Raw genomic sequence first — 12,293 nt, forward strand, 5'->3', positions numbered from 1 at the left:
CCGCGTTCGCTCCCGCCCGCCCCTCTCCACCGGAAGGACATCCCTCACCATGCCGTACGTCAACGTCAAGATCACCCGTGAAGGCGCCACCGCCGCGCAGAAGGCCGAGATCATTGCCGGCGTGACCGACCTGCTGGTCAAGGTCCTCGACAAGGACCCGGCCACCACCTTCGTCCTCATCGACGAGGTCGACCTGGAGGACTGGGGCGTGGGCGGCGTCCCGACGCAGGAATACCGCCGCCGCCTCCGCCCCCGGAGCTAGCCCGGCCGCCCGCCTCAATCGGGCGCCATCGTGGCCGCCTCCGGCATACCGGAGGCGCTCCCTTAGGTGGCCGGCTCCCTCGCCGTCTCGGGTGGCTTCGCCCGCGTCATGGCCCTGCCCAGCGTCCAGGCGCTGCTCCCCGGCTGGCTGCGCACCAGCACGGACGGCCAGGGGTGACCCCCACCGAATCCGGCCAGGTCGCCGTGGAACTGGAGTGCATGCGCGGCACGATGGAGGCCGGGTTCGTCAGGGTCGGTGGATCGTTGGCGCTCCTGGTCCAGCGTGGCGACCAGACCGACAAGACCATCGACGACCACGGCAAGCGCCTCGACGCGCTGGAGAAGGGCCGGTGGCCACTGCCCTCCCTCGCCGCTCTGATCAGCCTGGCCGCCCTCGGCGCCACCATGTACCAGCTCGCCGCCCGGTAGGAAACGCAAGTCGCCCCCTCTCGCCTACGGGCGGGAGGGGCGCTTTCGTGCGTCCGAGGTCAGCCCTTCTCGCCGATGGCCGACCGCAGCCAGTCGAGCGTGCATTGTCCGAGCAAGTCCTCGGCGAGCCGCTTACCCGTTTCGGTCACGAGCCTGGCCTGGCTATTGTCGATCCACCGCTGCGCAGCCTCGTACCCCTGGGCCTTGTACTCGATGCCCTGGAGCATGCACTCCAGCTTGTCGGCATCGCGGGCGCAGATCGCCTCGGGCGATTCCTTGCCCTCGTACTCGGCCACCAGTTCCTGGATTGTTGACGCAAGCAGCTCAGGCATGCCCGCGGTCTGGTCAGCCGTCACAGCCTGCGGGTCTGCGCTGGTCGCGTACTTCTTCCCGAGGTGGTTAACGTCCCCGGTGCGGGTCTCCTGGGTGTCGTGCCAGACGGCGAGGAAGGCAGCGCGCGCGGGGTCGGCGCCCTCCAGCTTCGCGATGATTGACGCGATGAGAGAGGTGCGCCAGGAGTGCTCGGCGACGCTCTCTGGGCTGTTGATGCCGGCCATCCACCAGCCCGTGCGGCGCGTGTTCTTGAGCGTGCCCGCTTCGTAGAGGAAGCGCGCCACCGCGGACAGGTCGTCAGCCACTGTGTCTCCTTCTTACGCCTCGGCGAGGCGGATCGCGTACCGGATGCCCTCCAGCTCCCGACGCGCACGCGTCGAGGCCGTGGTGCCATCCAACAGCACGGGCAGCTGTGCCCGCAGCGAGCGCCCAGCCTCCGAACTGGTGCGGAGGAGTCCTGGGCGGGCCGCGAGCAGCGCCCACAGCGTGTGCACGTTGAGGTCGAAGAAGCCGTGCTGGGGAGCGAGCCCGGCGACCAGGTGCTGGAGCAGCCTCTGGCCGTGCCAGGTCATCACGCCGGGGGCGGCAATGAAGTCGTCGGACAGCTCAGGGTGTACCGACTCCCCGATCCAGTAGGCCCAGTAGCTCAGGTTGGCCGCCTCGCCAGCCTCGTCATCGTCCAAGGTCGTGGAAATGAAGTGCTGCATCCGGTCTCGGTCCCCCTGCCGTGCGGCCACGGCAGCGACGGAGCGGGACGTGAGCCACTGGGTAAGCCAGTCGGACGGCCGCTCGGCCTTGCGTTGCTGGGCCAGCCAGTCGGATGTGTCCGATGCGTCGTCGTAGCCAGCGAGGTACAGAGCCTGCCTGCGCAGAAGGAACTGCCCGTCAGCCTGGGCCTCCTCGGCCATGCGCCGCATGTGGCCGAAGAACCGGCGGCGCTCCTCCCGGGACAACTCCGGACGGCTGGCGACGGGACCGCGACGAGGCCGTGAGGGGGCTTGGAGAGGACGCATGGGCTCCGGCGTCACTCCATTCAACGGCCAGGCGAGCACCTCCACAAGATCACGCTGCATGACCCACGCCCCCAGGGGGCTCTCAGGGGGTGTCCCCTCGTCGTCCAGAGCGCTGGCCAGCAAAACGTCAGCCTCCAGGGCCTTCTCCAGGGCAAGGAGGAAGGCGGGACTGGCACCCATCCGCATCAGCCTGTGCCGGTGCACCAGCATCTGGCCGACCGCAAGGGCCGTCAGGGGGCGCCGGCCGGTTTCCCATCCGGCGACGGTGTCCGTCGAGACGGCGAACGCCTCGGCGAGGGTCTCCTGTGTGTGGCCGAGCTGCTCCCGGATGACGCGGAACACGTAGCCGGAAACTATGCCGCCACGGCCTCGCCGCTGGCTTCCCTGACTGCCGGTCAGGGTGGAAGTCGGGTTGGTGCCCATGACGCTCCTCTGCCTAGGCGCGCTGCCAAGTAACCCGTACTGGCGGTCACTTCGAGCGGATCAACGCGGAATCTACGCTCATAGCCGTGGTCGCCAGGCTGCTCAGCGTAGCGGTTGTGGAGGCGGTGCGAGCCGCAGGTGACCCGCTCGAAACCCGCTGACGACGGTAGGGAGACCCGGCATGGCCACCCCGCACGACGCAGACGAACACCTGCCTCATGCCCTCCTCAACAAGCCGGTCCGTGACATCGCGTCCGGCACCGAGGGCATTCTCATGGCGGTCGTGCACGAGAACGTCGCCGACGGCGGCGGCTACCGCTGGGCGGAGATCGCCTACATCCGGCCCGCCTGCGGAGGCCGGGAGACCACCACAGCCGTCGCGAACATCGTGGCGGCACGGTGACTGAGCCGACCCCCTACCAGCTGGCGGACGCGCCGCCGCCTAAGCCGTGCGAATGCGGTGCTCGGCCGCTGCCGCTCGGCGGGCCCGAGGGCGGCGCCTTGGTCCACGCCGAGGGCTGCCGCAAGGGCGGCCGCCACGGGATCACATGACCACTCGCCGTCGTCGGCACTCGCTGATCCTGCACTCCGACTTAAGGGAGAAGCCATGTCCAGCCCGTACCCGCCCCCGCCGCCGTGCAGCTCCGGAAAGGGAGACACCCCGACCCCGGCCGTCGGCGGCACCCTCACCGCCGCCCCCGGCTCTCGCGGCGACCGCGAGCTCCTCCCCGCCGACGACTTCGTGATCGTCACCGCCACGCTCGCTCAGCGGCACCCCGACATCGGGTGGGTGACCGCGGAGGAGCTCGTCACGGAGGCCCTCAAGCTCGTCGCCACGATCGCCCAGGGGGCTAGCGACCTCGTACCGTCGGCCCTCGTCGACGCGGCCTGGCACGCCCTCATCGAGAACACCGAGATCTACCAGCGCCTCGGCGACGGCCTCGGCCGGTTCGTCCACCACTACCCGGCTGTCACCGGCACCGAGCCGCCCGCCCCCGGCTGGCAGGCCCGCACGACGGCCGCCATCGAGGCCGCCGGCTTCACCGTCGAACCGGAGCTGTGGAAGTGATCACCACCGAGTTCAAGGCGACCTCGACCGACGTCACCACCTGCGAGGCCTGCTGGCAGCAGCCCGTCGAGACCGCCCGGGCAGCGCAGCACAGCCACGGACGGGACCTGCTGTGCATCCCCTGCGCCGAGGCCGGCTACCCGGCCCGCGTCGACCTCTTCCCCCCGCTCGGCATCTACAAGCTCAACGGAAGGACCCTGAAGATGGGTAAGCACGGCACCCCCGGAGAACCGCAACTGCCGCCCGACCCCGGCCCGCCGCTGCCTTCTCCGCCGCCCACACCGACCCCCGGCCGTCCGCCCGTGTAGGCCATCTACTGGCCCGGTCAGCGAACCCCCTGCTGGCCGGGGCTACTCGCGTACGAGCTCGGCAATCGATAGGCCTGCGGGCGCCCACGAGACGCTGGCGCGTCAGCCGTGCTCTGAGTTCCGTTCCAGCCACCGGCCGTACCAAGCCATCAGTTGAAACGTCGACTTGAATCCCAGCTGCCGACGTGCGCTGGACAGCCCTCGTCGGCGGCCGCCAACGCCTGGGCCCATTGGCTTGAAGTGCGGCGCCGCTGCTGGGGCTCCGCCCCAGACCCCGCGCCTCAAACGCCGGCGGGGCTGGATTTGGCTGCTGCCGTCCGCCAGGTGCGGCTGGATTGCCCGCAGGGCAATTTCGGCCTCGCCGACGATTGAGGCGCGGGGTCTGGGCCGGAGCCCCGGTCTTGGAGCCCCGCCGGCATGCCTTTCAGCCTCGCCGGCGTTTGAGGCGCGGGGGCTGGGGCGGAGCTCCGGTCTTTGAGCCTCGGCGGCGATTGAGGCGTGGGCTGGGGCGGAGGTCCGGTGGTGGCGGGCCGCTTGAGGACCGGCTACGGGAGGACCGCTACGCCGTCGAGTTCCACCAGGGCCTGGGTGTCCCAGAGGCGGACCACGCCGATGACGGCCATCGCCGGATAGTCGCGCCCCGCCAACCGCCGCCAGATCCCGCCCAGTTCCGCCGCATGCACCCGGTACGCCGCCACGTCCACCGCGTACACCGTCACCCGGGCCAGGTCCGCCGGGGCGCCGCCCGCCGCGGCGAGGGCCGCCAGGAGGTTGGCCAGGGCCGCCTCGAACTGCTCCGGCAGGCTCTCCCCCACCACCTTGCCCGAGCCGTCCAGCGCGGTCTGGCCCGCCAGGAACACCAGCCGGGAGCCGGTCGCCGCGACCGCGTGCGAGAAACCCCTCGCGGGCGACAGCTCCGCCGGGTTGATCCGGTCGAGGCTCATCGCGCGGCCACCTCCCCGTACAGGGCCCCCGGCAGCGCCCCGTACAGCTCCTTCGCGATGATCGTGCGCTGCACCTCGCTCGCCCCCTCGTAGATCCGGGGCGCCCGCACCTCCCGGTAGAGGTGTTCCAGCAGGTGGCCCCGCTGGAGGGCGACCGCGCCGTGCAGCTGGACCGCGTGGTCCACCACGTACTGGGCCGTCTCCGTAGCCAGCAGTTTCGCCATCGCCGCCCGGCGCGGGACGTCCGCCGATCCCGCGTCGTAGGCCCCGGCCGCCGCGTACACCAGCAGCCGGGCCGCCTCCGTACGGGTGGCCATCTCGGCCACCCGGTGCGCCACCGCCTGCAGATCGCTCAGGGTCCCGCCGAAGGCGGCCCGGCCCGCCGTGTACGTGAGCGTCGCGTCCAGCGCGGCCCGGGCCATGCCCACCGCGAACGCGCCGACGCTCGGCCGGAAGAGGTTCAGGGTTTCCATCGCGACGCGAAAGCCGCGCCCGGGCTCGCCGAGCAGGTCCCGCGGCGCGACCGGGACCCCGTCGAAGGACAGGGAGCCGATGGGGTGCGGGGACAGCATGTCCAGCGGTGCGCCGGAGAGTCCGGGACGGTCCGCCGGGACCAGGAAGGCCGAGACCCCCTTGGCCCCAGGCCCCTCACCCGTTCGGGCGAACACCGTGTAGAAATCCGCTTCCGGCGCGTTGGAGATCCAGCGCTTCTCCCCGCTGAGCCTCCACCCTCCCCCGACGCCTCCGGCGGGCTCGGCCGCCAGCGCCAGCGCCGCCGCGTCCGATCCCGCCCCCGGCTCGCTCAGCGCGAAGGCCGCCACCGCCCGCCCGGCCCGCACCTGCGGCAGCCAGCGCTCCCGCTGCGCCTCGCTCCCCGCCCGCAGGATCGGGTACGCCCCCAGCCCCTGGAGGGCGAGAGCCGTCTCGGCCTCCGTACAGCCGTAGGCGAGGGATTCCCGCAGCAGGCACAGCTCCAGCGCGCCCGAGGCGAAGACCCGCTCCAGCAGGCCCAGCTCCCCCAGCGCCGCGAGCAGCGGCCGGTTGACCCGTCCCGGTTCCCCCTTCTCGGCGAGCGGCCTCAGCCGATCGGCCGCCAGTGCGCGCAACTGCCCGCACCACTCCTCCTGGTCCACCCCGAGCGCGAATCCGGTCATCCGAATGTCCCCGCATCTATCGCGTCCTGTTGACTGCCGTCACCATCACGATACGCTCCTGGGAGTGCCTCCCGGCCTCGGCCGGGAGAAACGACCGCACGGCCGGCTCCACCCCACTCCGGACCGCTGCAAGGGGGGCGCACCCGCCTTGGACCTCAAGCCTTCCGCTCACACCGACACCTTCGCCCGCGACCATCTGCCACCCGTGGACACGTGGCCGGAGCTCGTCTTCGATCTGCCCGAACTGGCCTATCCGGACCGCTTGAACTGCGGGGTCGAGCTGCTCGACGCCACCATCGCCCGGTTCGGTCCCGAGGGCGCCGACCGCCCGGCCTTCCGCGACGGAGCGGGCGAGGTGTGGACGTACGGCGGGCTGCGCGAGCGCGTGGACCGCCTCGCCCACGCGCTCACCGTCGACCTCGGCGTCGTCCCCGGCAACCGGGTGCTCCTGCGCGGGCCCACCGGCCCCTGGCTCGCCGCCTGCTGGCTCGCGGTGATGAAGGCGGGCGCGGTGGCGGTCACCGTGCTGCCGCAGCAGCGCGCGCAGGAGCTGGCCACCGTGTGCGCGATGGCCCGGGTGCGGCATGCCCTGTGCCACGTGGACGTACTGGACGACCTGGTCAAGGCCGAGGTGCCGGGGCTGCGGATCACCGCGTACGGGGGCGGGGCCCGGGACGATCTGCTCCGGCTGGCCGAAAGACACCAGGAGCCCTTCCCGGCCGCCCCGACCTCCGCGGACGACGTCGCCCTGATCGCCTTCACCTCCGGGACCACCGGGCGGCCCAAGGGCTGCATGCACTTCCACCGCGACCTGCTCGCCGTCGCCGACACCTTCTCCCGCGGCGTTCTGCGCCCCCGCCCGGACGACGTCTTCGCGGGCAGCCCGCCGCTCGGGTTCACCTTCGGGCTCGGCGGGCTGGTCGTCTTCCCGCTGCGGGCCGGCGCGTCCGCGCTGCTGCTGGAGGACGCGGGGCCGCGCCGGCTGCTGCCGGCGCTCGCGGAGCACCGGGTGACGGTGCTGTTCACCGCGCCCACCGCGTACCGGACGATGCTGGACGCCCTGGGCCCGTACGACGTGGGCGCGTACGACCTGTCCGCGCTGCGCCGCTGCGTCTCGGCCGGGGAGAACCTGCCCGCCGCCACCTGGCAGGCCTGGTACGAGCGCACCGGGCTGCGGATCATCAACGGCATCGGGGCGACCGAGCTGCTGCACATCTTCATCTCCGCCGCCGACGAGGACATCCGGCCCGGTACGACCGGACGGGTGGTCCCGGGCTGGCAGGCCCGGGTGGTGGACCGGTCCGGCCGCCCCGTCCCGGACGACGAGCCGGGGCTGCTGGCCGTGCGCGGCCCGGTGGGCTGCCGCTACCTGGCCGATCCCCGCCAGGCGGACTACGTGCAGGGCGGCTGGAACCTGACCGGTGACACCTACGTGCGCGACGCGGAGGGCTACTTCCGCTACGTCGCCCGAGCCGACGACATGATCATCTCGGCAGGCTACAACATCGCGGGCCCGGAGGTGGAGGAGGCCCTGCTGCGCCACCCGGACGTGATGGAGGCGGCGGTGGTGGGCCGCCCGGACGAGCGACGCGGGCAGGTCGTGGTGGCGTACACCGTCACGCGTGAAGGTGCGGTGCTGACGGAGGAGGTCCTGCGCACCTTCATGCGGGCGGAGCTGGCCCCGCACAAGTGCCCGCGCTCCTTCGTCTTCGTCCCCGCGCTCCCCCGTACGGCGACGGGGAAGCTACAACGCTTCCGGCTGCGCGATGGAGGACCTGTCCGGCCGGTCAGGCCGGATCAGTGAGCGGGGCCTGGTGCGTGCGATCGCAAGGCGGAGGAGGGAATCGACGCGGAGCGTCGATGACCGACGACAACGCGGCGAGCGCGCGCACCAGGGCACGCGAACCCGGCCTGACCGGCCGGACAGGTCCTACAGTGAACCCGTGGCCGAGCAGCACACCCCGCGATCCCTGATCGTCACGTTCTACGGCGCCTACGGGCGGGCCTTCGAGGGACCGGTCCCGGTATCCGCGCTGATCCGCCTGCTGGGCGCGGTCGGCGTGGACGCCCCGTCGGTCCGCTCGTCGGTGTCCCGGCTGAAGCGGCGCGGCTTCCTGCTGCCCGCGCGCGCGGCGGACGGCTCGGCGGGGTACGAGCTCTCCGACGAGGCGCGGCAGCTGCTGGACGACGGCGACCGGCGCATCTACGGCAGCCCGCCGCTGACGGACGAGTGGCTGGTGGCGGTGTTCTCCGTCCCGGAGCAGGAGCGGCACAAGCGGCACCTGCTGCGCTCCCGGCTGGCCGGGCTGGGTTTCGGCGCGGTGGCTCCGGGCGTGTGGATCGCCCCGGCCCGGCTGTCCGAGGAGACGGCGCACACGCTGGAGCGGCTGCACCTGACCCCGTACGTGGAGCTGTTCCGCGGCGCCCACCTGGGCTTCGCCCCGACCGCCGAGGCGGTGGCCCGCTGGTGGGACCTGGCGTCCCTGGCCAAACAGCACGAGGAATTCCTCGACCTGCACGAACCGGCCCTGCGCGCCCTCCATTCGGGCCAGGAGCCGACACCCGAGGAGGCCTACCGGGGCTACCTCCTCGCGCTGGACAGCTGGCGCCGCCTGCCGTACGCCGACCCGGGCCTGCCGCGCGAACTGCTCCCGGCGGACTGGCCGGGCGACCGGGCCGCGGCCGTCTTCGCCGAGCTCCACGCGCGGCTGCGGGATCCCGGGGCGGCCTTCGTGGAACCGTGACGCCCGGGCGTCGCCCCAGCTGAAATCCGGGTGCGCACCGGCCGTGGCCCGCGCCAGGATGTGCCATGACCTGGACCTTCACTTCCGACCTGGCGGCATTCCTGGCCACGGCGGGCCCGGCCGTGGCCGCGCAGCCCGTACCGAACACCCTCCTGCTGACCGTCGCCGACGCGCTGGAGCGGCGCGGGCCCCACGCCTACGGGCCGGCCGACCCCCTCTTCGGCTGGTGGACCGGGGCCGACGGAACCGTTTCCGGGGCCCTGATGTGCACCCCGCCGTACCCGCTGCACGTCGGCGCGCTGCCCGAGGAGGCGGTAGGGGCGCTGGCGGCCGCCCTGGCCACCGAGCCGCTGCTCGCCGCGATCCCGGGGTTCATCGCCCGCCGCCCGGACGCGGAGGTACTGGCCGGGGCCTGGGGGCGGCCCACCCGGGTCGCGGAGGAGGTCCGCCTGTACCGGCTGGCCGGGCTGATCGCCCCGGATCCCGCTCCGGCGGGCCGGTCCCGGCCGGCCACCGAGGCGGACCTGCCGCTGCTGCTGGAGTGGACCGAGGCCTTCAACCGGGAGGCGGGCGAGCCGGGCGCCGCCTCCGAGGACGCCCTGCGCGACCGGATCTCGTACGGCGGCGTGCTGCTCTGGGAACGGGCCGGGACCCCGCTCTCGCTGGCCGCCTTCAGCCGCCCGATCGGCTCGGTCTCCCGCGTCGGCCCGGTCTACACCCCGCCCGCGGTCCGCGGCCGCGGCTACGCCGCCGGGGTCACGCACGCGGCGAGCGAAGCGGCGTACGCGGCCGGCGCCTCGGAGGTCCTCCTCTTCACGGACCTGGCGAACCCGACCAGCAACGGCGTCTACCTGCGCCTGGGCTACACCCCGCTGGAAGACCGTATCGAGATCGTCCCCGCATGACCGGGGCACCGGAACCGCGGGAACCGCTGGAACCGCTGAACCCGTCTGGGCGATCGCCGCGAACGTCGTGCTGTGGCGCCGATACGGCGAAGGCGGCCAGGGCCAGCGCCCGGGCACGAAGCGCTTCGCGGGCGGCTCCAAGGTGTACATGTGTGCCTGGACCGGCGAGCGCACGCGCTGCACGGTCGCGGGCCGCCCCCGCGGGACGTCCCGCTACGCCGAGGCGTACGTGGCCACCCGCGACCTCCACGGTTTCCGGCCGCGCCTGGTGCACAGCCCGGCCCTTGTCCCACTCGTCTCGGCCTCGCCCTTCGAGGACCGCGCGCACGCGGCCGCCATGGCGGCCGAGCTGGAGCGCCGCGCCTGGGAGCACCGGTTCGAGGCCTGGCCGGGCGTGCCGCATCCGAAGCCCTGCCTGTGCCACGAGTGCCTCACGTTCGGCCTCTGAACCGGGGCTCAGCCGCGGCCCGTCGGGGGTTTGCGGCTGCCCGCGCGGTAGGGGGCGGGCCAGGGGGCGGCCGGGCCCTCGTAGGACTGGTCGGCGGCCGCGTGCAGGGTCCACTGGGGGTCGTAGAGGTGGGGGCGGCCGAGGGCGCAGAGGTCGGCGCGGCCGGCCAGCAGCAGGGAGTTCACGTCGTCCCAGGAGGAGATGGCGCCGACCGCGATGACGGGGACACCGAGCGCGTTGCGGATGCGGTCGGCGTACGGGGTCTGGTACGAGCGCCCGTACTCGGGGGTCTCGTCCGCGACCACTTGGCCGGTGGAGACGTCGATGGCGTCCGCGCCGTGGGCGGCGAAGGCGGCCGCGATCTCCACCGCCTCCTCGGGCGAAGTGCCGCCGGGCGCCCAGTCGGTGGCCGAGAGGCGGACCGTCATCGGGCGGTCCTCGGGCCAGACCGCGCGGACCGCGTCGAAGACTTCCAGCGGGAAGCGCAGGCGGTTCTCCAGGGAGCCGCCGTACGCGTCGTCCCGGTGGTTGGTCAGGGGTGACAGGAACCCGGAGAGCAGATAGCCGTGGGCGCAGTGCAGTTCGAGGAGGTCGAATCCGCAGTCGGCGGCGCGGACGGCGGCGGCCGCGAACTCGGAGCGGAGCGCGGCCAGGTCCTCTTGCGCGAGGGCGCGCGGGAGCGCCGAGACGCCCGGCCGGTAGGGCAGCGCGGAGGCGGCCACCAGCGGCCAGTTGCCCTCCGGGAGGGGGTCGTCCATGCCCTCCCACATCACCCGCGTCGAGCCCTTGCGGCCCGCGTGCCCGAGCTGGACGCCGAGCGCGGTGCCGGGCGCGGAGGTGTGGACGAAGTCGGCGATCCGCCGCCAGGCCGCCGCCTGTTCCTGGGTGTAGAGCCCGGCGCAGCCGGGGGTGATGCGGCCCTCGGCGCAGACGCAGACCATCTCCGTCATCACCAGGCCGGCCCCGCCGAGGGCCCGCGCGCCCAGGTGCACGAGGTGGAAGTCCCCCGGCACTCCGTCCTCGGCCGAGTACATGTCCATCGGTGAGACGACGACCCGGTTGCGCAGGGTCAGCCCGCGCAGGGTGAGCGGGGTGAACATCGGCGGCGTCCGCTCGTCGGGGCAGCCGAAGTCCCGTTCCACCGCCCGCGTGAACCGCTCGTCGCGCACCCGCAGGTTCTCGTGCGTGACCCTGCGGCTGCGGGTGAGGAGGTTGAAGGCGAACTGCCGGGCGGGCTGGTCGACGTATCCGGCGAGCTCCTCGAACCAGCGCCGGCTCGCGGCCGCGGCGCGCTGGGTGCTGGCGACCGCCGGGCGGCGCGCCGCCTCGTACGCGGTGAGGGCGGCCGGTACGTCACCGTCGGCGGCGGCCACCGCTTCGGCGAGCGCGAGCGCGTCCTCCACCGCCAGCTTGGTGCCGGATCCGATGGAGAAGTGCGCGGTGTGTGCCGCGTCGCCGAGCAGGGCCACGTTCCCGTGGGACCAGCGCTCGTTGACGACGGTGCGGAAGCGCGTCCACGCCGAGCGGTTCCCGTGCAGCGGCCGCCCCCGCAGGGCCTCGCTGAAGATCTTGGCGCAGCGGGCCGCCGACTCGCTCTCGTCGCACAGGTCGAAGCCGGCCGCCCGCCACACCTCGTCCCGCATCTCGACGATCACGGTGGAGGCGTCCGTCGAATAGGGATAGGCGTGCAGTTGCATGACGCCGTGCTCGGTCTCCGCGATCTCGAAGCGGAAGGCGTCGAAGGCGAAGTCGGCGGCGAGCCAGATGTAGCGGCACCGTCCGCTGGTCAGCGTCGGCCCGTAGTGCGCGGCGCCGGCCTCCCGGGTCGCGCTGTGCACCCCGTCGGCGGCGACCACCAGGTCGTAGGAGGCCGCGAGCGCCGCCGCGTCCACCGCCCCGGTGCGGAAGCGGAGCCGGACGCCGAGCCCAGCGCAGCGCTCGTGCAGGATCTCCAGCAGCCGGCGGCGGCCGATGGCGGCGAAGCCGTGGCCGCCGGAGGTCAGCATCCGGCCCCGGTGCACGATGTCCACGTCGTCCCAGCGCACGAACTCCGCGCTGAGGGCGGCGTAGACGACGGTGTCGGCCTGCTCGATGCCGCCGAGGGTCTCGTCGGAGAGGACGACGCCGAAGCCGAAGGTGTCGTCGGGGGCGCCCCGCTCCCAGACCTCCACCGTGTGGCCCTGGCGGGCCAGCAGCGCGGCGGCGTACAGCCCTCCCGGTCCTCCTCCGACGACGGCGACCCGCATGGCGCCCGGAGACATC

General features: G+C 73.2%; 15 protein-coding genes. 10 read left to right on the plus strand and 5 right to left on the minus strand.

Translation table 11 applies throughout. The features are described from left to right. The first annotated feature begins 49 nt into the window (after positions 1 to 49). Positions 50 to 262 carry a tautomerase family protein gene (locus ACZ4TV_RS00670; protein ID WP_468129202.1) on the plus strand — a complete coding sequence of 71 codons (213 nt, stop codon included), beginning with the start codon at positions 50 to 52 and terminating at the stop codon, positions 260 to 262. Between the two features lie 173 nt (positions 263 to 435). Continuing rightward, the gene (locus ACZ4TV_RS00675) at positions 436 to 690 is read left to right on the plus strand and encodes a hypothetical protein (protein ID WP_468129204.1); all 255 of its coding nucleotides are present in this window, start codon (positions 436 to 438) and stop codon (positions 688 to 690) included. A gap of 59 nt (positions 691 to 749) precedes the next feature. On the opposite strand, the gene ACZ4TV_RS00680 is transcribed toward ACZ4TV_RS00675, so the two are convergent. Next, positions 750 to 1,328, minus strand: coding sequence for an HD domain-containing protein (locus tag ACZ4TV_RS00680; protein ID WP_468129206.1), 579 nt, complete (start codon positions 1,326 to 1,328; stop codon positions 750 to 752). Between the two features lie 12 nt (positions 1,329 to 1,340). Beyond that, positions 1,341 to 2,459: a helix-turn-helix domain-containing protein gene (locus ACZ4TV_RS00685; protein ID WP_468129208.1), complete on the minus strand. Its 1,119-nt coding sequence runs from the start codon at positions 2,457 to 2,459 to the stop codon at positions 1,341 to 1,343. 181 nt (positions 2,460 to 2,640) lie between these two features. On the opposite strand from ACZ4TV_RS00685, the gene ACZ4TV_RS00690 reads away from it, so the two are divergent. From ACZ4TV_RS00690 to ACZ4TV_RS00705, 4 genes are read left to right on the plus strand one after another with little or no spacing between them, the layout of a single operon-like run. Further along, positions 2,641 to 2,862, plus strand: a complete 222-nt coding sequence (locus ACZ4TV_RS00690; protein WP_468129210.1) for a hypothetical protein — start codon at positions 2,641 to 2,643, stop codon at positions 2,860 to 2,862. Then, on the plus strand, positions 2,859 to 3,011 hold the full coding sequence (locus ACZ4TV_RS00695; protein WP_468129212.1) for a hypothetical protein: 153 nt from the start codon (positions 2,859 to 2,861) through the stop codon (positions 3,009 to 3,011). Before ACZ4TV_RS00690 ends, ACZ4TV_RS00695 begins: the two co-directional genes overlap by 4 nt. Before the next feature lie 55 nt (positions 3,012 to 3,066). Then, on the plus strand, positions 3,067 to 3,528 hold the full coding sequence (locus tag ACZ4TV_RS00700; protein WP_468129214.1) for a glycine-rich domain-containing protein: 462 nt from the start codon (positions 3,067 to 3,069) through the stop codon (positions 3,526 to 3,528). Next, complete coding sequence (locus tag ACZ4TV_RS00705; RefSeq protein ID WP_468129216.1) at positions 3,525 to 3,836, plus strand: hypothetical protein; 312 nt, start codon at positions 3,525 to 3,527, stop codon at positions 3,834 to 3,836. The genes ACZ4TV_RS00700 and ACZ4TV_RS00705 overlap by 4 nt, the downstream gene beginning before the upstream one ends. A gap of 545 nt (positions 3,837 to 4,381) precedes the next feature. Here ACZ4TV_RS00705 and ACZ4TV_RS00710 read toward each other — a convergent pair. Continuing rightward, the gene (locus tag ACZ4TV_RS00710) at positions 4,382 to 4,780 is read right to left on the minus strand and encodes a RidA family protein (RefSeq protein WP_468129218.1); all 399 of its coding nucleotides are present in this window, start codon (positions 4,778 to 4,780) and stop codon (positions 4,382 to 4,384) included. Continuing rightward, positions 4,777 to 5,934 (minus strand): acyl-CoA dehydrogenase family protein, encoded by a 1,158-nt coding sequence (locus ACZ4TV_RS00715; protein ID WP_468129220.1) that lies wholly within the window; start codon positions 5,932 to 5,934, stop codon positions 4,777 to 4,779. The genes ACZ4TV_RS00710 and ACZ4TV_RS00715 overlap by 4 nt, the downstream gene beginning before the upstream one ends. A 148-nt stretch (positions 5,935 to 6,082) precedes the next feature. Between ACZ4TV_RS00715 and ACZ4TV_RS00720 the strand changes: the two genes are divergently transcribed. The 4 genes from ACZ4TV_RS00720 (at position 6,083) to ACZ4TV_RS00735 (ending at position 10,031) form a co-directional block, all read left to right on the plus strand. Then, positions 6,083 to 7,738: an AMP-binding protein gene (locus ACZ4TV_RS00720; RefSeq protein WP_468129222.1), complete on the plus strand. Its 1,656-nt coding sequence runs from the start codon at positions 6,083 to 6,085 to the stop codon at positions 7,736 to 7,738. A gap of 139 nt (positions 7,739 to 7,877) precedes the next feature. Then, a complete protein-coding gene (locus ACZ4TV_RS00725) occupies positions 7,878 to 8,678 on the plus strand; it encodes a PaaX family transcriptional regulator (protein ID WP_468129224.1) in 801 nt (266 codons plus the stop codon). A 65-nt stretch (positions 8,679 to 8,743) separates the two neighbouring features. Next, positions 8,744 to 9,583: a GNAT family N-acetyltransferase gene (locus tag ACZ4TV_RS00730; protein WP_468129226.1), complete on the plus strand. Its 840-nt coding sequence runs from the start codon at positions 8,744 to 8,746 to the stop codon at positions 9,581 to 9,583. Positions 9,584 to 9,650: 67 nt separating this feature from the next. Further along, complete coding sequence (locus ACZ4TV_RS00735; protein WP_468129228.1) at positions 9,651 to 10,031, plus strand: hypothetical protein; 381 nt, start codon at positions 9,651 to 9,653, stop codon at positions 10,029 to 10,031. A gap of 8 nt (positions 10,032 to 10,039) precedes the next feature. On the opposite strand, the gene ACZ4TV_RS00740 is transcribed toward ACZ4TV_RS00735, so the two are convergent. Next, complete coding sequence (locus ACZ4TV_RS00740) at positions 10,040 to 12,292, minus strand: bifunctional salicylyl-CoA 5-hydroxylase/oxidoreductase (RefSeq protein ID WP_468129230.1); 2,253 nt, start codon at positions 12,290 to 12,292, stop codon at positions 10,040 to 10,042. Position 12,293 lies beyond the last annotated feature (1 nt).

The sequence above is a fragment of the Streptomyces sp. NPDC028910 genome (assembly GCF_055564955.1).